Annotated in this window: 15 protein-coding genes and 2 pseudogenes; 7 read left to right on the forward strand and 10 right to left on the reverse strand. The window is 74.6% G+C overall.

The window, feature by feature from the left end; translation table 11 throughout:
- Positions 1-438: 438 nt before the first annotated feature.
- On the reverse strand, positions 439-1,047 hold the full coding sequence (locus AC4IHM_RS18690; RefSeq protein ID WP_490868154.1) for a TetR/AcrR family transcriptional regulator: 609 nt from the start codon (positions 1,045-1,047) through the stop codon (positions 439-441).
- A gap of 93 nt (positions 1,048-1,140) precedes the next feature.
- Here AC4IHM_RS18690 and AC4IHM_RS18695 point away from each other — a divergent pair, with 93 nt between their 5' ends.
- Positions 1,141-1,890 (forward strand): SDR family NAD(P)-dependent oxidoreductase, encoded by a 750-nt coding sequence (locus AC4IHM_RS18695; protein ID WP_490868155.1) that lies wholly within the window; start codon positions 1,141-1,143, stop codon positions 1,888-1,890.
- A gap of 67 nt (positions 1,891-1,957) precedes the next feature.
- Here the strand turns inward: AC4IHM_RS18695 and AC4IHM_RS18700 are convergent, their stop codons facing one another.
- Genes AC4IHM_RS18700 through AC4IHM_RS18710 form a run of 3 tightly spaced genes read right to left on the reverse strand, consistent with a single transcriptional unit; the run spans position 1,958 to position 4,525 of the window.
- On the reverse strand, positions 1,958-2,527 hold the full coding sequence (locus AC4IHM_RS18700; RefSeq protein ID WP_490868156.1) for a hypothetical protein: 570 nt from the start codon (positions 2,525-2,527) through the stop codon (positions 1,958-1,960).
- Between the two features lie 45 nt (positions 2,528-2,572).
- A complete protein-coding gene (gene murQ / locus AC4IHM_RS18705) occupies positions 2,573-3,508 on the reverse strand; it encodes an N-acetylmuramic acid 6-phosphate etherase (RefSeq protein ID WP_490868157.1) in 936 nt (311 codons plus the stop codon).
- A gap of 60 nt (positions 3,509-3,568) precedes the next feature.
- Positions 3,569-4,525, reverse strand: coding sequence for a MurR/RpiR family transcriptional regulator (locus AC4IHM_RS18710; protein ID WP_490868158.1), 957 nt, complete (start codon positions 4,523-4,525; stop codon positions 3,569-3,571).
- 55 nt (positions 4,526-4,580) lie between these two features.
- Between AC4IHM_RS18710 and AC4IHM_RS18715 the strand changes: the two genes are divergently transcribed.
- Both AC4IHM_RS18715 and AC4IHM_RS18720 read left to right on the forward strand, forming a co-directional pair.
- On the forward strand, positions 4,581-4,964 hold the full coding sequence (locus AC4IHM_RS18715) for a DUF8819 family protein (RefSeq protein WP_490868159.1): 384 nt from the start codon (positions 4,581-4,583) through the stop codon (positions 4,962-4,964).
- 10 nt (positions 4,965-4,974) lie between these two features.
- Positions 4,975-5,262, forward strand: a complete 288-nt coding sequence (locus AC4IHM_RS18720) for a DUF4031 domain-containing protein (protein WP_490868160.1) — start codon at positions 4,975-4,977, stop codon at positions 5,260-5,262.
- On the opposite strand, the pseudogene AC4IHM_RS18725 reads toward AC4IHM_RS18720, so the two are convergent.
- Both AC4IHM_RS18725 and AC4IHM_RS18730 read right to left on the reverse strand, forming a co-directional pair.
- Positions 5,244-6,319 (reverse strand): annotated as a pseudogene (locus AC4IHM_RS18725) (GNAT family N-acetyltransferase). The gene AC4IHM_RS18720 and the pseudogene AC4IHM_RS18725 overlap by 19 nt on opposite strands.
- Positions 6,320-6,329: 10 nt before the next feature.
- Positions 6,330-6,992 carry an HD domain-containing protein gene (locus tag AC4IHM_RS18730; RefSeq protein WP_490868161.1) on the reverse strand — a complete coding sequence of 221 codons (663 nt, stop codon included), beginning with the start codon at positions 6,990-6,992 and terminating at the stop codon, positions 6,330-6,332.
- A gap of 91 nt (positions 6,993-7,083) precedes the next feature.
- Here AC4IHM_RS18730 and AC4IHM_RS18735 point away from each other — a divergent pair, with 91 nt between their 5' ends.
- Both AC4IHM_RS18735 and AC4IHM_RS18740 read left to right on the forward strand, forming a co-directional pair.
- The gene (locus tag AC4IHM_RS18735) at positions 7,084-7,767 is read left to right on the forward strand and encodes a maleylpyruvate isomerase family mycothiol-dependent enzyme (protein ID WP_490868162.1); all 684 of its coding nucleotides are present in this window, start codon (positions 7,084-7,086) and stop codon (positions 7,765-7,767) included.
- Positions 7,768-7,865: 98 nt separating this feature from the next.
- The gene (locus AC4IHM_RS18740) at positions 7,866-8,555 is read left to right on the forward strand and encodes a copper homeostasis protein CutC (protein WP_490868163.1); all 690 of its coding nucleotides are present in this window, start codon (positions 7,866-7,868) and stop codon (positions 8,553-8,555) included.
- A 49-nt stretch (positions 8,556-8,604) separates the two neighbouring features.
- On the opposite strand, the pseudogene AC4IHM_RS18745 reads toward AC4IHM_RS18740, so the two are convergent.
- Positions 8,605-10,681: pseudogene (locus AC4IHM_RS18745) on the reverse strand (HelD family protein).
- A gap of 274 nt (positions 10,682-10,955) precedes the next feature.
- Here AC4IHM_RS18745 and AC4IHM_RS18750 point away from each other — a divergent pair.
- Positions 10,956-11,141: a hypothetical protein gene (locus AC4IHM_RS18750; protein ID WP_490868164.1), complete on the forward strand. Its 186-nt coding sequence runs from the start codon at positions 10,956-10,958 to the stop codon at positions 11,139-11,141.
- Between the two features lie 72 nt (positions 11,142-11,213).
- On the opposite strand, the gene AC4IHM_RS18755 is transcribed toward AC4IHM_RS18750, so the two are convergent.
- The 3 genes from AC4IHM_RS18755 to AC4IHM_RS18765 all read right to left on the reverse strand — a co-directional run bounded on the left by AC4IHM_RS18755 (position 11,214) and on the right by AC4IHM_RS18765 (position 15,887).
- Positions 11,214-12,857, reverse strand: coding sequence for a DNA repair helicase XPB (locus AC4IHM_RS18755; RefSeq protein WP_490868165.1), 1,644 nt, complete (start codon positions 12,855-12,857; stop codon positions 11,214-11,216).
- Positions 12,858-12,934: 77 nt separating this feature from the next.
- Positions 12,935-13,102 (reverse strand): hypothetical protein, encoded by a 168-nt coding sequence (locus AC4IHM_RS18760; protein WP_490868166.1) that lies wholly within the window; start codon positions 13,100-13,102, stop codon positions 12,935-12,937.
- Positions 13,103-13,337: 235 nt separating this feature from the next.
- Positions 13,338-15,887 carry a helicase C-terminal domain-containing protein gene (locus AC4IHM_RS18765; protein ID WP_490868167.1) on the reverse strand — a complete coding sequence of 850 codons (2,550 nt, stop codon included), beginning with the start codon at positions 15,885-15,887 and terminating at the stop codon, positions 13,338-13,340.
- Between the two features lie 130 nt (positions 15,888-16,017).
- Between AC4IHM_RS18765 and AC4IHM_RS18770 the strand changes: the two genes are divergently transcribed.
- On the forward strand, positions 16,018-17,019 hold the full coding sequence (locus AC4IHM_RS18770) for a hypothetical protein (RefSeq protein WP_490868168.1): 1,002 nt from the start codon (positions 16,018-16,020) through the stop codon (positions 17,017-17,019).
- Positions 17,020-17,086 lie beyond the last annotated feature (67 nt).

A 17,086-nucleotide genomic window follows, 5' to 3' on the forward strand; every position in this document is an offset into this window, starting at 1 on the left:
ATACGGGGACGCGTCAGCACCTCGCAAGCACGCCGGGCCGTCTCGGCGGCCAACCGTGGGGGGGGTGGTCTTGAAAAGCGTGAACACTTCGGCCCGAAGTGTTCACGCTTTTCAAGGGGTATGTCCCCCCCACGCGCCGCAAGCCGCTTAGCCCGCGTGGCGTGCTTGCGAGGTGCTGGTGCGCACCGCCCGCGCCGAGGGCGATGCAACGGACGGCTGATCGCGAACCCGGGTCGGCCACCCGTTCCCCCCGGGCCGCCCGCACGCTTCTCACCCGTGCTGGAGTGAGCCGGGTCAAGGGTCGGCCGCAGGCCGATCGCCGAAGGCGACGCGACCGCAGGGAGCGCCCTTGACGCGGATCGCGGAAGCACGACACTGACAAAGAAGCGGGCGGCCCCACGGCCACTTGACAACTGGGGCTGCCCCTGGCGGAGTTCGTCAGGCGGGCGGCCAGTTGCGCAGGGCCATGTCGGCGACCCGCTGGAGTTCTTCCCGGGTGGCACCGCCGGCCGCCTGGACGGAGATGCCGTTGGTGACGGTCATGAGATAGCGGGCGAGGTCCAGGGGGTCGGCTCCGGGCGGCAGGTCGCCGGCGTCGGCGGCCTCGCGGAACCGGTCCCGCAGGCGGAAGACGCCCTCGTTGCGCCAGGCGGCGAGCAGGTCGCGGGCCGAGCGCCCGGTGTCGCCGGCGGCGATGGCGCCCTGGACGCCCAGGCAGCCGGAGGGGCAGTCGGGGCGCGTGTTGGTGCGGACGGCGCCGTTCAGGAACGCGGTGGCCACCTCGCGGGCGGTCGGCTCCCGCAGGGCGCGGGCCACATAGGCGGCGGGGCCTTCCTCGTAGCGCTCCAGGGCCTTGCGGAACAGCTCCTCCTTGTTGCCGAAGGCCGCGTACATGCTGGTGCGGGTGATGCCCATGGCGTTGGTCAGATCGGTGAGGCCGGCGCCCTCGTAGCCCTGCTCCCAGAAGACCCGCATGGCCTGTTCGAGGGCCTCGTCGGCGTCGAAGCCCCTCGGCCGGCCGACCGGTCCCTTCCGTCGTGTCGTCATGCCCCCAGTCTACGACTTCGGTACCGGTCGGTGCAGATGTGCTACGGTCCAGTTCAGTATCGATCGGTACTGAATTTCGTGGAGGTCATTCGCATGGGACAGCTGGAAGGCAAGACCGCCGTCGTCACCGGCGGCGGCACCGGAATCGGCCTGGCGACCGCGGCGCGGCTGGCGGACGAGGGCGCGCACGTGTTCGTCACCGGCCGGCGCAGGGCCGAGCTGGACGCGGCGGTGGAGACCATCGGGTCGGCGAAGGCCACGGCGGTGGCCGGTGACATCACCGACCTCGCCGACCTGGACCGGCTCTACGACGCGGTCCGCGCCCGGGGCCGGGGACTGGACGTCGTCTTCGCCAACGCGGCGGCCGCCTCGCTCGTGCCGCTTGAGCAGATCACCGAGGAGCAGTTCGACCAGATCTTCGGCGTCAACGTGCGGGCCACGCTCTTCACCGTGCAGAAGGCGCTGCCGCTGCTCAACGACGGCGCCTCGGTGATTCTCAACGCCTCCACCGCCGGTGACAACGGCGCGGAGGCGTTCAGTCTGTACGCCGCCTCCAAGGCCGCCGTCCGGTCCTTCGCGCGGGGCTGGGCCAATGAACTCAAGGGCCGCGGCATCCGGGTCAACGCCGTTTCCCCGGGCCCCGTGGACACCCCCGGGATAACGAACCTCTTCGGTGCGGAGAAGGCGTCCGCCGTCCGGACGAAGCTCGCCGGGGACACCGCGATCGGGCGGATGGGGCGACCCGATGAGGTCGCCGCGGTGGTGGCCTTCCTCGCCTCGGGGCAGAGCAGCTTCGTCCTCGGGGCCAACTGGTACGTCGACGGCGGTGAGAATCAGATCTGACCCCGGCGGGCGGTCTGGCGGTCGACCAGTTCGCGCAGCAGCACGACGTACGGTATTCCGGCGTCGCTCAGAGACCGCCCATCGGTTCGATCTCCACCCGTACCGGCGTCCCCCACACCCGCAGTACCTCGTAGTCCGTGAACTCGTGGACGAGCCGGTACGCCATGGCCGCGCGCGGTGCGCGCAGTTGGGCCGCGATGTACAGCTCGGCCTCGCGGCGGTCGCGGCGCGGGGTGCCGCACAACTGCCAGGCCTGCCCGTTCCACAGCTCGGGCAGCCAGCGCTGCTGGGGCTGCGGCCGGTCGCCCCGCACCCCGTACCGGGACTGGACCGGCTCGGCGGGCGGGGCGGGGACGGGGCCGCCGTTGTACTCGGCGCGGCGGGCGCTGCGGCGCCGGGTCTCGCACAGGAGGCACAGGTCGGGCGCGGCCTTGTCGACCGGACCGTTGGGGTGCTCGGGGCAGCGGGTGCTGGGGGCCGCCGTCGTGACGCTCTCCTCCAGTTGGTCCAGCGCGCGCTTCAGGTCCGCGCGGACCTCGTGCAGCTTGGTGTCCGGGGTGTCGGCGGTCAGGGCCTCGCCGTGCTCACCGAGGAGACGCAGGGCGCGGCCCAGGGCGGTCAGCTGGGCGTGGTTCATGTCCTTCAGAATCGCACACGGCGCCGACGGCCCCGGGCGGCGCGGTCAGTGGGCCGCCGACGCCAGCGCGGCGCGCAGGTGGCCGTCGCAGTCCGCCAGGAGGCGGGCGGCCGTCGGGCCGTCCACGCCGGCCAGCAGGACCAGGATCGCGGGCTTGACCTCGCCGTCGGTGGCGGCCAGCGCGCGCTCGATGTCGGAGTCGGCGGCGCCGGTGGCGAGCGAGACGATGCGGTGCGAGCGGGCGCGCAGCTTCTCGTTGGAGGCGCGGACGTCCACCATCAGGTTCCCGTAGGTCTTGCCGAGGCGGACCATGGTGATCGTCGACAGCATGTTCAGGACCAGCTTCTGCGCGGTGCCGGCCTTCAGACGGGTGGAGCCGGCGATCAGCTCGGGTCCGGTGACGACCTCGATGCCGTGGTCGGCCGCGGCGGCCAGGGCGCTGCCCCGGTTGCAGGCGAGGCCGACGGTCAGGGCGCCCAGCGCGCGGGCGTGTTCGACGGCGCCGACGGCGTACGGGGTGCGCCCGGAGGCGGAGACGCCGACCACCGTGTCGTCGGCGGTGAGACCGAGGGCGTCCAGGTCGGCGCGGGCCAGTTCGGGCGAGTCCTCGGCGCCCTCGACGGAGGTGACCACGGCGTCGGGGCCGCCCGCGATCAGGCCGACGACCTGCCCGGGTGCGGTGTTGAAGGTGGGCGGGCACTCCGAGGCGTCCAGCACGCCGAGCCGGCCGGCCGTGCCGGCGCCCGCGTAGACCAGCCGTCCGCCGCGCGCCATACGGGCGGCCACCGCGTCCACGGCGGCGGCGATCTCGGGCAGCCGCTCGGTGACGGCGGCGGGCACGGTGGTGTCCTCGCCGTTCATCAGCCGGGCGATGTCGACGGTGGCCAGCCGGTCGATCTCGGCCAGCTCGGGCCGGAACGCCTCGGTGGTCAGGGTCTCCAGCTGGGAACGGAGGTCGGGGCGATGAGGGGTGGCAGTCATGAGGATGCGGCTCTTTTCGACTTCGGTGTCTGTACTTGCCCAGGGGCGGGTGGATCACCCCTACGGTCTCCCGCGAAGCGCCCCGTGCCGGTGTGCCAACGCCTCGTAGGAGGCCGCAAGAGCCGGTGCGGCCGACTCGTACGTCCGCTGCGCCACCCCCACGAACAGGCAGTCCACGACGAGTAGTTGGCTGGTCCGGGACGACATCGCCGCCGGCCGCAGCTCGCTCTCGCGCGACGTGGACGTGGTCAGCACGTGGTCGGCGTACTGCGTGACGGGGCTGTCGGGCCTGCCGGTGATCGCGACGGTCGTCGCGCCGCGCTCGAAGGCGACCCGCAGCGGTTCGATCACGTCCCCCGTCGACCCGGAGTGGGTGATCGCGAGGGCCACGTCCCCGGTGCGCAGTTGCACCGCGTTGGTGACGGCCAGGTGCGGATCGCTCGGGGCGTGGGCTATGAGCCCTATGCGCAGGAGTTTCTGGGTGAGATCCTGGGCGACGAGACCGGAGGCGCCGATGCCGTACACATCGGTGCGGCGGGCGGCGGCGAGCGCGGTGACGGCCGCGCCGAGCTGGACGGTGTCCAGCCCGGCCGCGGTGTCGGCGAGGGTCTGCTGCTCGTCGTAGGCGAGTTTGGCGACCACGTCGGCGATCGGGTCGTCGACCGCGATGTCGGTCGTGATGGCGGGCGCGCGGCCGGACTGCTGCTGGGCGGCGAGTCCGGCGAGCGCGAGGCGCAGATCGCGGTAGCCGGGATAGCCGAGCAGCCGGGCGGTGCGTACGACGGTCGCCTCGCTGGTGCCGGTCAGTCCGGCCAGGCCGGTGACCGTGAGGGCGGCGCAGCCGGCCGGGTCGCCCGCGACGGCCTCGGCGACCCGCTGCATGGAACGGGTCATCGTCGGCGCCAGCGTGCGCACCTTGGCCGCGAGGGCGGCGGGCGCGGGCGGCGCGCTCCCGCTTCCGGCGGCGCGGCGGCCCCCGGAGGCGTTCGCGAAAGTTTCCTTCACTTCATCGGTCACTCTTGAAAGATATTTTCGTTTCGGTCCGCGGGTCAAGAGTGCGCACAATGGGGGCATGGACCCCATCAGCCCCCTGGAGCAGACGCTGCACGCCGCGCGCGCCCGGGTGCTCGCCGACCTGGTCGCGGGCCGGGTCGCCGAGCCGGACGTCGTGTCGCTGGTCGAGGAGTCCGTCGTACAGCGGCGCTGGTGGGTCGAGCAGTGGCCCGAGGGCGCGGAGTTCGTGGCCGGTCTGGTCGCCCAGGACGTGCAGGACGCCCTGCTGGAGCGGTACGGCCGCTGGCCGCTGTGCCCGGTGTGCGGTTCCGGCGACCCGCACGCGCTGGACGTCGAGCCGGAGCTTGGGCCCGACCCGCACTGGGTGTGCGGCAGAGCGGGCGTGAAGGTCGCGCCGGTGGGCTCGCTGGGCGGGTCCGCCGACGGCCCCGGGGCCTCGTGAGGCGGGCCCGTTGACCCTCTACATCGACCCGCCGACCTGGCCGGGCCACGGCCGCCTCTGGTCCCACCTGGTCAGTGACGACTCCTACGCCGAACTGCACGCGTTCGCCGCGGCCCTGGGCGTGCCGCGCCGCGCCTTCGAACGCGACCACTACGACCTGCCCGCCCAGCGGTACGCCGACGCCGTGTCCGCCGGCGCGCTGGAGGTCAGCAGCCGCGAGGTGGTGCGCCTGCTGCACGGGGCGGGGCTGCGCCGCCGCAAGGGCTCCGGCACCGGCGCTCAGCCGCGCAGCTCGTAGGCGAACTGCTCGGAGCCCTGCGTGTCGTGGCCGGCGACCCGGGTGAAACCGGCGCGCGCGATGACGGCCTGGGAGGCGGTGTTGTCCGGCTCGGTCGTCGCGAACACGGACGTCACCTCCTCGCGGGCCAGCGCCCACGCGGACAGCGCGCGCAGCGCCTCGGTGGCGTAGCCGTTGCCGCGGGCGGCCTCGGTGAGGTCGTAGCCGACCTCCACCCGGCCGTCCTCGTCCGGCGGCCCGTGGAAGCCGATGCCGCCGACCGCGCGCCCGTCCTCGCTCCGCACCAGGGCGAACACCCCCCACTCCGGCCGGTGCACCCCCTCCTCGTACGCCTTCAGCAGCATCCCGGCGGCGGACCGGGTGCCCTCGAAGGGGCCGTCCCCGGCCCAGGCGAAGCCGCCGTCGCCGCCGGCGGCGAGGTCGTGGGCGGCGGCGGGCGTGACGCCCTGGAGGGTGAGCCGTCCGGCCGGGACCACCAGGTTGTTGCGCAGGCGCCACTCGGTGACCGGGGCGCGTCCGGGCAGGTCGCCGCGGCCGGTGGCCCACAGCAGGGTGCGCCGGGGGTCGGCGCCCGGCTGGACGTGCGGGAATATCCGGGCCAGGACGCCCGCGCACAGCTCGGCGGGCGGCTCGTAGGCCAGGCCGAGACCCTCGGCGATGTCGTGCGTGTGCGCGAGCACCTCGGTGATCCCCATGGCGGCGAAGCCCTCGCGGTGCGCGCTGCGGTGGGGGTGGCGGTGGAAGGCGCGGACCTCGCGCGGGGTGGTGCGGACGGTGGCGGCGAGCAGTGCGCCGGTCGTCTCGATCACCTGGAGGACGTCCTCGTTGCCGGTGCCCTCGTCGAGGGCGATCTCGAAGGGGACGTACGCCTCGGTGGCGCGTGCGGCGAGCCGGCCGGCGTAGGCGATGAGGCCGCCGGCGACGTGCTCGGCCGTGTACCGGCAGCTCCACTCCAGCCGGCCGGCGTCGCCCGCCAGTCCCGGTCCGTGGCCGTCCGCAGCAGCGCGACGGCGCCCGTGACGGCCTCCTCCACCTGGTCCCCGCCCATGCTCCGCATGCCGGGCAGGCTAGAGGGCCGGGTCGGCTCGGGGCGACAGCATTTCCAGCTCGCCGGTGAGGTTGTAGCGGGCGGTGGCCTCCCACTCCCGCCGCCCGTGCGGGGTGTGGAAGAGGCGGGGCAGACCGAGGAGCCGGCGCAGGATCGCCGACCTGCCCTCGCGGAAGGCCTCGTTCGGCACGAAGTGGTACTCCTCGCGGACGGCCGCCGTGTACGCCGCGTACGCCGACGGCGGCGAGGCGAGGACCGCCAGATCCGCGTCGCACAGCACCTGCCCGTCGCGGTCGTCGTCGGCCGGGGCGTGGGTGACGGTGAGCCGGACCAGCCGGGCCACCTCGGCGGCCCTGTCCGCCGGGACCCCGGCCTCGGACAGCGCACGCTCGGCGAGCCGGGCCGAGCGTTCCTCGTTCTCGGAGCGGTCGGGCAGGTAGACCGCGTCGTGGAACCACGCGGCCAGGCGTACGGCGTCGGCGTCGGCGGCGTACTCGGCCAGCACGTCGACGTGGTCCAGGACCGAGGTGAGATGCGTGAGCGTGTGGTAGTGCCGCTGCGGCTCCCGCCAGCGGGCGAGCAGGTTGTCGGCGTACGGCGCGGGGTCCGGCCCGGGGACGGGGCCTCGGGCACCGTCGAGGGCGCGGGCGAAACGGGAACGCAGGGCGTCTGGGTCGGCCATGCGCGCATTCTTCCAGCGGGGCGGCACGACAGGGGCGAGGCGCCCGCCGGGACGCCGACCGCGGGCCGTGCCCGGCCCTAACGTGGAGTCCATGACGACTCCCGCTGATGTGCACGACGTACGCGACCCCGAACTGCCCGGACGGCTGCTGGCCGTCGAACGGGACGAACTCGTCCCCCTGCTGCGCTCCACGGCCGACGTGGACTTCACGCTGCCGGTGGCCGCCTGTCCGGGCTGGACCGTGCGCGATGTGCTGGCGCACTGCTCCTCGGCGCTGCTGCGGGTGCTGGAGGACCGCTTCGAGGAGGGCGTCTTCTCACCCGAGTCCAACGAGCGCGACATCGCCGAACGCGCCGACTGGACGCACGCCCGCGTCGTCGACGAGCTGGAGCACGGCATGACCGAGGCCGGTCCGGTGATCGGCCGCGCGGACGGCGCGCTGGACGGGCTCGCGCTGGGCGAGTGGGTGCACGCGGGTGATGTGCGGGCGGCCCTCGGCGAGCCGGGGGCGTACGCGGGGCGCGGACTGCCGGACGCGCTCACGCTGCTCGGCGCGCTCACCCGCAGGCGCCGGCATGTGCCGCTCCACGCCGACCTCGACGACCTGGACGAGCCCCTGAAACTGGGCGAGGTGAGCGGGGAACGGCCGCCGGGCCGCTACATCGGCGACGCCGCCACCCTCGTACGGCTGTACACGGGCCGCCCGCTGGACGGTGCGGCCGGATACGAGCTGGCCGGGGTGGAGGCGGCGGAGCTGAAGTTCTTCGGCGGCTGAGCGGCGACCCGTCCGGGCGTGAGAGGGGGCCCCGGCCGGCCGTCTGGGCGTAGTCTTGGATTGGACTAGACCTGTAACAGGCCGACGAATGGGGTCCCATGAGCAAGCGTGCAGTCCTGGAGGTGATCGCCCTCGACGTGGAGGACGCGGTCGCCGCCCAGGCCGGAGGCGCGGATCGCCTCGAACTGGTCACCGACATGGCGGCCGACGGACTCACCCCGCCGGCCGCGACCGTCGCCGCGATCCGGGCGGCCGTCGACATCGACGTACGGGTGATGCTGCGGCTCGCGGACGGGTTCGCCGCCGGGGACGTCGAGCGGCTGACGCGGGTCGCCGGCGGGCTGCGGGAGGCGGGGGCCACGCAGTTCGTGCTCGGGTTCCTCGACGCGGACGGCGAGGTGGACCTCGGGGCGGTGGAGCGGGTCGCCGGGGTGCTGGACGGGTGCCCGTGGACGTTCCACCGCGCGATCGACCGCGCCGCGGACCGGGACGGTCTGCGCAAGCGGCTCGCGGACTTTCCTGGGCTGGACACGTATCTGACGGCCGGGGCGGCCGGCGGGGTGGACGAGGGCCTTGCGGTGCTGGTCGCCGAGGCCGGGCGGCGGGGGGAGCCGGGGTACGGGCAGCAGCTGCTGGTGGGGGGCGGGCTGCGGCTGGAGCATGTGCCGGGGCTGTTGGACGCGGGGATCGACGCGTTTCACATCGGCGGGGCGGCGCGGCCCTGCGGCTGGGGCGGGCCGGTCTCCGCGGACGCGGTGGGGCAGTGGCGGCGGGTGCTGGGGGGCTGAAAGGCCGCCCCGGGCGTTCGTGCCGCCGGGACGGGACGGCTCTTCGCGGCTACCGGTCGGTGAGCTGCGGCGGCAGCCCCGTCCCGTGGGTCACGATCAGGCCCGACACCGCTCGGGTCAGCGCCACGTACAGGCGGCGCAGCCCCGTCCGCTCGTCGGGTTCGGCGGCCACCACGGCGCGTGGTTCGTCCAGGACCACGTAGTCGTACTCCAGGCCCTTGGCCAGCGAGGCCGGAACCAGGGTGAGGCGGGTGGCGCGGGTCGTCTCCTCGCCCGGGGAGACATGGCCGATCCCCGCCGCCGCGAGGGCCCGCGCCAGCTCCGGCACCCGGGCGTCGGCGGCGATCAGACCGACCGAGCCCTCGCGTTCCAGCAGCTCACGGCAGGCCGCCACGACCTCCGCCGCCCCCGCCTCGGTCTCCCGGACCTCGAAGAGGCCCGGGTTCTCACGGATCGACGCCACCGGGGTCAGACCCGGCGCGATGTACGGCAGCAGCCGGGAGGCGTACGCGATGACGTCCGTCGGCACGCGGAAACCGGCCGTCAGCTCCTCGACCACCGCCTCGCCCTTGCCCAGGTGCCCCAGCGCCTCGGACCAGCTGCGCGTCGCCCACGGCGTGGTGCCCTGCGCCAGGTCGCCGAGGACGGTCGCCGAGCCGGTGGTGCAGCGCCGGCCCACCGCGCGGTACTGCATCGGGGAGAGGTCCTGCGCCTCGTCCAGGACCACGTGCCCAAGCGAGTGCGTGCGCTCGACCAGGTCGGTGGCCTCGTCGATCAGCACCGCGTCGGCCGCCGACCACTTGGCGGACTTCACCGAGCGGGCCGGCCTGACCCACAGGACGGCCCTCTGCTCGTCCTCGGTGAGGACGCCCGCGGCGTGCTCGGCGAGGAAGTCCGCGTCGGAGAGCAGACGCAGGACCAGCTTCGCGGGCTCGACCTGCGGCCAGAGGGTCTTCACCACCGCCTTCACGGCTCCGTCGCGCGCCACCGCGTTCTGCACCCGGTCGTCCGGCGCCTCGCCCGCCCGCTCCATCCGCACCAGCACGGCGTGCGCGATGCGCTGCGGAAGCGCCTCGCGGGCGGCGCCGTAGCGGATGTCCCGGGCGAGCAGCTCGCGGACGATCTCCTCCAGCTCGTACGCCGCCACCCGCCAGCGGCGCGAGCCGCGCACCACGACGACCCCCTCGGTGGGCAGCGTGACGTGCGAGTACAGGGCCCGCCGCAGCACCTCGGCCATCCGCGCGTCGCCCTTGACCACCGCCGCCGTCGCCTCGTCCGCGCCGCGCACCTCGACATGCCCGACCAGGTCGTCCACGGTGGCCTGGCGGACCGTCAGTTCGCCGAGGGCCGGCAGCACCTGCTCGATGTAGTGCAGGAAGGACCGGTTCGGCCCGATCACCAGGGTGCCGGTCCGGGCGAGGCGCTCGCGGTGGGCGTACAGGAGGTAGGCGACCCGGTGCAGGCCGACGGCGGTCTTCCCGGTACCGGGGCCGCCCTGCACGCAGACGGAGCCGGACAGTCCGGCGCGCACGATCTCGTCCTGCTCGGGCTGGATGGTCGCCACGATGTCGCGCATCGGACCCACACGGGGCCGCTCGATCTCCCGCTGGAGCAGCCTGCTGGTGACCGCGGCCTCGGCCGGGTCGCTCAGGTGCTCGTCCTCGTAGGCCGTGAGGTCGCCGCCCGTGTAGCCGAAGCGGCGGCGCAGCGCGATGTCCATCGGGGCCTTCTTGGACGCCCGGTAGAACGGCTGCGAGACCGGCGCCCGCCAGTCGACCACCATCGGGTCGCCGGCCGCGTCGTGCACGTGCCGGCGCCCGACGTAGAAGCTCTCGCCCTGCCCGCCCTCCGCCAGCTCCACGCCCGGAGCGTGCAGATAGTCGAGCCGGCCGAAGAACAGCGGGGTCTCGCTGAGGTCGGCCAGGGCCTTGACGCGCTGGTCGATCTGGTTCTGCAGGACCGCGGCGTTGACCCAGTTCGCCGGTGACGTCGCTGATGTCGAGGGACTCGGCGTCCTCACGCATGGCGCGCAGCGCGGAACGCGAGGCGGCCAGATGGGAGCGCTCTCGCTCCAGCGGGTCGCAGAGGGGGCCGGACAGAGGATCGTCGTGGACGGGCGTGGACAAGGGGGTGCCTCCGGATGACCTGCGGTGTGGTGGGCGCGGATGCCGCGCGGTGCCGACCGGTTTCCGTCCGGACGACGGCGCTCCGTGGGGAGGCGGGCAAGAGCGGAGAGTCTAGGGGAGCGGGGGCCGCGCGGGCCAACGGGTTTTCCGACCCCTAGGGGGCGGGGCCCTCCCGCCCGGGGGGAGGGGGTCCCCCCGGAGGCGTACGCGGCGGGGGCAGGATTAGGTCCGCCGACCGATGCCGTTCGGGTGTCCGCGGTCGCACCATGGAGACATGAGCGCAGCAACCATCTCCCCCGCCCCGGCACCGGGCCGCGCGTCCGGTGCCACGCCCGTGGCCGGCAGCCACCGGCACCGGTTCGGTGACGCCCTGCGCGCCGTCAAGGTGTTCGCGGGTGCCGCCTTCGACGTGGTCGTGCTCGGCGAGTACGGCGAGGAGGCCGGCGTCCGCCGCCGGTGACCCGGGCCCGCCCCGGCTCCTCGCGCCGCCGCTGTCCGTCCTGCTGCCGGTGTGCCCGCTGCCGGCGCCCGCTCAGCTCTCCGTGAGCAGCTCGTCGGCGTCCATGATCCGGTAGGCGTATCCCTGCTCCGCGAGGAAGCGCTGACGGTGGGCGGCGAAGTCCTGGTCGAGGGTGTCGCGGGCGACGACCGAGTAGAAGTGCGCCTGATGCCCGTCGGCCTTCGGACGCAGCACCCGGCCCAGGCGCTGGGCCTCCTCCTGCCGGGACCCGAAGGTGCCCGACACCTGGACGGCGACCGTCGCCTCCGGCAGGTCGATGGAGAAGTTCGCGACCTTCGACACGACCAGGACGCTGATCTCGCCCTGGCGGAAGGACTCGAAGAGCTTCTCCCGCTGCGCGTTGAACGTCTCGCCCTTGATGACCGGTGCGCCCAGATGCTCGCCCAGTTCGTCGAGCTGGTCGATGTACTGGCCGATGACGAGGATCTGCTGCCCGGCGAAGCGCCGCACGATCGCCTCCGTGACCTTCCGCTTGGTCGCGGTCGTCGCGCAGAAGCGGTACTTCTCCTCCGTCTCCGCGGTGGCGTAGGCGAGCCGCTCGGAGTCGGTGAGGTTGACCCGGACCTCCACGCAGTCGGCGGGCGCGATGTAGCCCTGCGCCTCGATCTCCTTCCACGGCGCGTCGAAGCGCTTCGGGCCGATGAGGGAGAACACGTCCGACTCGCGGCCGTCCTCACGGACGAGGGTCGCGGTCAGGCCGAGCCGCCGCCGTGCCTGGAGGTCGGCGGTGAACTTGAAGACCGGCGCCGGCAGCAGATGCACCTCGTCGTAGACGATCAGTCCCCAGTCCCGGGAGTCGAACAGCTCCAGGTGCGGGTAGACGCCCTTGCGCCGCGTCGTCAGCACCTGGTACGTGGCGATGGTGACGGGCCGGATCTCCTTCTTGGTGCCGCTGTACTCGCCGATCTCGTCCTCGGTCAGGCTCGTCCGCCTCACCAGCTCGTGCTTCCACTGCCGGGCGGAGACGGTGTTCGTCACCAGGATCAGCGTCGTCGACCTGGCCTGCGCCATCGCACCGGCCCCGACCAGCGTCTTGCCCGCGCCGCAGGGCAGTACGACGACGCCGCTGCCGCCGTGCCAGAAGTTCTCCACGGCCTGCTTCTGGTACGGCCTGAGCGCCCAGCCCTCCTCGGCCAGCTCGATCGGGTGCGCCTCGCCGTCGACGTATCCGGCGAGGTCCTCGGCGGGCCAGCCCAGCTTCAGCAGCGTCTGCTTGATCTGCCCGCGCTCGGAGGGGTGCACGGCCACCGTGTCGGGGTCGATGCGATGGCCGACCAGCGGTGCGATCCGCTTCGACTTCAGGACCTCTTCAAGCACCGGCCGGTCGGTGGTGGTCAGCACCAGCCCGTGCGCCGGATGCTTGGAGAGGGTGAGGCGGCCGTAGCGGTCCATCGTCTCGGCGATGTCGACGAGCAGCGCGTGCGGCACCGGATAGCGGCTGTACTCGACCAGCGCGTCCACGACCTGCTCGGCGTCGTGCCCGGCCGCCCGCGCGTTCCACAGCCCCAGCGGGGTCACCCGGTAGGTGTGGATGTGCTCCGGTGCCCGCTCCAGCTCGGCGAACGGCGCGATGGCCCGACGGCACTCGCCGGCCCGCTCGTGGTCGACTTCGAGGAGCAGGGTCTTGTCGGACTGGACGATTAGCGGACCATTCACGGGCGGCACCCTTTCGCACACATGCGGCCGACTGACGACTCGGCCAAACGTCCAGTGTGCCTGATCGCGGGGCCGGGCTACCGGAGAGTGCTGGTGGCCGTGGTCGGGTGGGGGAGTGGGTGGGCGGTGGCCTTGGGGGTGAGTGCGCCGAACAGGGCCGCGGCGGTGATCAGGGCGGCGACGGAGACGGCGACGGCGGAGCGGGTGGTGGAGCGGTCGGGATCTTCGGGGAGTTCGGAGCGCATGGGGAAGCCGGCCTTTCGGAAAGCTCGGGGGCGGGGGACTGTTCCCTTACGGGAAGCACCCCGTGGCTGCCCGACCCTGACCGATCTGATGCGGAATCCGAAAGAAGCTCCCTCTCAGGTGGTAAAGACCCGGCGTGGCGTGCATGAAAGGGCCCGTACGCCCGAAAGTGCGGCAGGACACGGAATGCGGCCCGCGCGGGTGTGAAGCCCGGAGATCACGTCACCGCAGGCCATGTCACGTGGTGCCGTCGGCGAGTTCGGCCACACCGGTGATCCGGTGCAGCGGATAGGTGCGCACCTCGTCGGCCGTGTGGTCGTACGCCGTGACGAAGCCGCCCTCGACCCGGATCGGGGCGACGACGCGCTGGCTGGCCGCGCCCTCGGCGTTCACGTAGCCGATCCACAGCGCCTCGCCGGTCAGGACGGCCGCCTGCATGGTGGCGAGGGTCTCGGCGGCACCCGTGCGGGGCAGCTCGCCGCTGCCGGGGACCTGCCTGCGCGGGGCGGTGGAGGCCCGGTCGCCGGCCCGTACCGCGCGGATCGCCGCCGCCAGAAGCGTGTCGTCGGGGACCGGCGGACCCTCCGGGACCGGCTCGGGCGCCGTGCGCGGCGGGGTGCGGTGGGCGTCGGCGCGGGCGATCAGCACGTCGCCCGCGGCGGACTCGGCGGCCGGCGCGAACCCCATCGCGCGCAGCCCCTCCAGCAGCCCCGCCGGGTCGGCCTGCGCGGCCAGCACGGTCGGTGCCAGGCGGCGCAGCCCGAGGCCCGCCGCCCGCTTGTCGGCGAGGATCTCGTCCAGCGTCGCTTCGTCGTCGCAGCGCACGTACGCCGAGGCGGCGCCCACCCGCAGTCGCCCGTGCCGGCGGGCCACGTCGTCGATCAGGTAGGTGAGCGGCTGCGGCACCGGCGTGCGGGAGTGCCGGGCCAGGAACGCGTGCAGGTCGGCCGCGGTCCGCCCGGCGTCCAGCGCCCGGCGCACCGAGCCCGGCGTGAACCGGTACACGGTCGCCCCGCCCCTGGACTCCACGTCCGCGAGCACCCCCAGCACGTCGGCCAGCGCACGCTCCAGCGGGCCCGGCGCCACCGCCGTCAGGTCGGCCTGGAGCAGGACGTGGTCCAGCGGTTCGGGCAGGAGCGGCGCCAGCAGCCGGGCGGCGCGCGCCGCGGCGGCGGCCTGTTCCGCCGGGGTCGGGGGGACGGGCGGGGACGGCGTGCGGTGGTGCACGGGAAGCCTGTCGCCGGGACCCTCGGGCGCCGGGGCCGCGGGCCGCGGCTCGGGCACGCCGATCAGGGCCCGCCCCGGCGCCGCCAGCGCACCGCGCCCGGTGACGCCGAGCAGCTCGGCCTCGGACAGCGTCCACCGGGCGAGCCGGGTGCGCAGGTCCTCCTCCGGCTGCTGCCGCTGCTCCCGCTGGGGCGCGCGCAGCGGACGCTCCCAGCGCAGCCGGGCCAGCACCGACTCCTCGGTGGGCGAGGCGCCCTCGGACAGCCCCGCCAGCAGGGCCAGCACCCGGTGCCGCACCTCCGGCGCCGCCGAACGGTCCAGGTTGGGGCCGAGCGCCGAGAGCGTACGGTCCTTCGTGTCCCGCCCGCCGACCACACCCGGCGTCCGGGTGGCCGTCAGCCACGCCCCGGCCAGCCGCGCCCAGCGCTCGGCGGTGGGCAGCTCGCGCCACTCGTCGTACGCCGGGGTCGCCGCGTACCGTTCGTCGGCCTCGCCGTCGGAGGCGACCAGGCCGGCCGCGTGGGCCAGCTCGACCCAGAAGGCGGCGACCGGCTCGGGCACGTCCAGGGCGACGGCCGTGCGCTTCAGGTCGCGCACGCTCAGCCCGCCGGCCCGCAGCACCGCGGGGCCGCCCTCGTGCCACTCCTTCAGCAGTTCGTCGACGGTCGCGAGCGCCGTCAGCGCCTGCCCGGCGGCGGTGGCGTCCACCACCTGCGGACGGTGCGTGCCGGCGGCCTCCACCGGCGGCGGCACCGGCTCCGGCGTGCGGTGCGCCCGGCCCGCGCGCAGGTGCAGGGCGACCTCGCGGGGCAGCACCACCGTGCCGGGCGCGGTCGGCAGCAGCAGGCCGCGGTCCAGCAGCGCGCGCAGATGCGGGGCGGGGTCGTGGGTGACCTGTCCGTAGGGCGGCCCCCACATCAGCCGGGCCAGCACCTGCCGGGACTCCTCGGGCAGGCCGGCGAGGAGCGCCGCCATCCGGGGCCGGTCGGTGAACAGGGCGCCGAGCGCGGACACCGCGGAGACGGAGTCGTGGGTGGAGGGCAGACCGGCGGTGGTGAGGATCTCCTGGATCCGGCCCGGCGACATCCCCGCCGTCGCCTCCCGCACGGTCGGGCCGAGCCCCGTCGGGGACGGGTGCTGCGGGGAGGGCGCGAGCAGTTCACGGGCGGTGCGCACCAGCCGCAGCCGGTCGTCCGCGCCCCACACCAGGGCCTGCTCGCGCAGCAGCGCCACGGCCCGGGGCAGCGCCGCCGGGACCGCCGGGTCCTGTGTGTCGCCGGGGTCCCCGGCCATCAGGGCGAGCAGTTCGCCGTACGGCGCCGGGTCCGCCGCCACCGCCAGCGCCTCCGCCGTCTGCAGCGCGAACCGGTCCAGCCGCTCCAGCGCCCGGACGACCGAGGCACGGGTGCCGGCCCGGGTGGCGAGTTGCGTGAGGTCCGTGGGCACGGGAGTGACGAGGTCGGGGCGGCTGCGCAGGAGGGCGGCCAGCGAGACGTCGTCCCTGACGCGGAGCGCCTCCGCGAGGGATCGGGGGGCCGCGGACTTCTCCTCGGTGCTCATCCGGCCCACGTTAGCGGGTGGGTAGGGCGCTGGGCAGCGCGTGTGCGGCGCGGTGCGGGTCCGCCGCACACCGCGGGATTCGGTACCTTCGTCCGGCGAGGTACCACAACACACCGCCCCGGAGGGGTTCGTGGGCATCGAGAGCGACCAGGTCGTCTTCGAGTATCTGAGCCGCGTCGGCGACGTGGCCCAGCAGCGGCAGCTGCCGTCGGCCACCCGCATGCGGCTGGTCTCCGAGCTGCGCAACGAGATCGACCGGCACCGGGCCAGAACCGCCGTGGACAGTCCCGCCGCCGTCCGGCGCATCCTGGACCGGCTGGGCAGCCCTGACGACATCGTCGACGCGGCGGGGGGCGGCGGCTCGAAGGGCGCGGCGCGGCCGGAGCCGCCCCCCGCCGCGGTGCCCGTGCAGCGGGACCGCGAGGCCGCGCCGCGCAAGGGCCTGCGGCGCGGACCGCGGCCCGCCGCGCCCGAGGCGGCGCCGGAGCCGGCCGCGTCCCCGCCGCATCTGGCGAGCGCGCAGGAGCTGGGGGACGGCGTCGGGGTGCGGCCCGACTGGTGGCGGCTGGAGGCGGGGCTGTTCGGGGGCGTCGGCGACAGCGTGCCCGGGTTCGTCGGCGGGGTGGAGATCCCGGAGCTGCTCAGGCCTCCGCCGCGCAAGCAGGACGAGGCGGAGAAGAGCACCGGTACGGACGGGAAGCCGGCCGTGGAGGCGGTGGAGGAGGTCGCGGAGCCGGACGCCGAGAAGACGGGCCGGAGGTGGCGCCGCCTGCCCCGGCTGTGGCCCCGGGGCGGCTGGAACAACCCGCTGCTGCTGTTCGCCGCCGCCCTCCTGGTCGCCGGCGCGGTCCTCGGCAGCCTGGTCCCGCTGGGCCTGGGCTGGCTGATCGCCTACCTCTCCCGCCGTCTGACCCCGGCCCAGTCGAAGTGGGCGGTGCTGGGCCTGCCCGGCACGGTGGCCGCCGCCGGCGTGGTCTGGCTGTGGGGCCGCACGGAGGGCCGCTGGGGCGAGGCGATCCCCGAGGGCCACATGAACGACGCCGTCACCGAGACCTGGCCCTGGGTCCTGCGCGCCGCCGCCGTCGCAACGGCCCTGTACCTCCTGTGGCACACCCGCCGCCCCCGAGGCTGACCGGGACGCCATCGACACTCCCGGCACCACCCGGCCCGGCCCCGCCCGCCGACCGCCCTGGGGCGTC

Source organism: Streptomyces sp. SL06 (assembly GCF_058244745.1).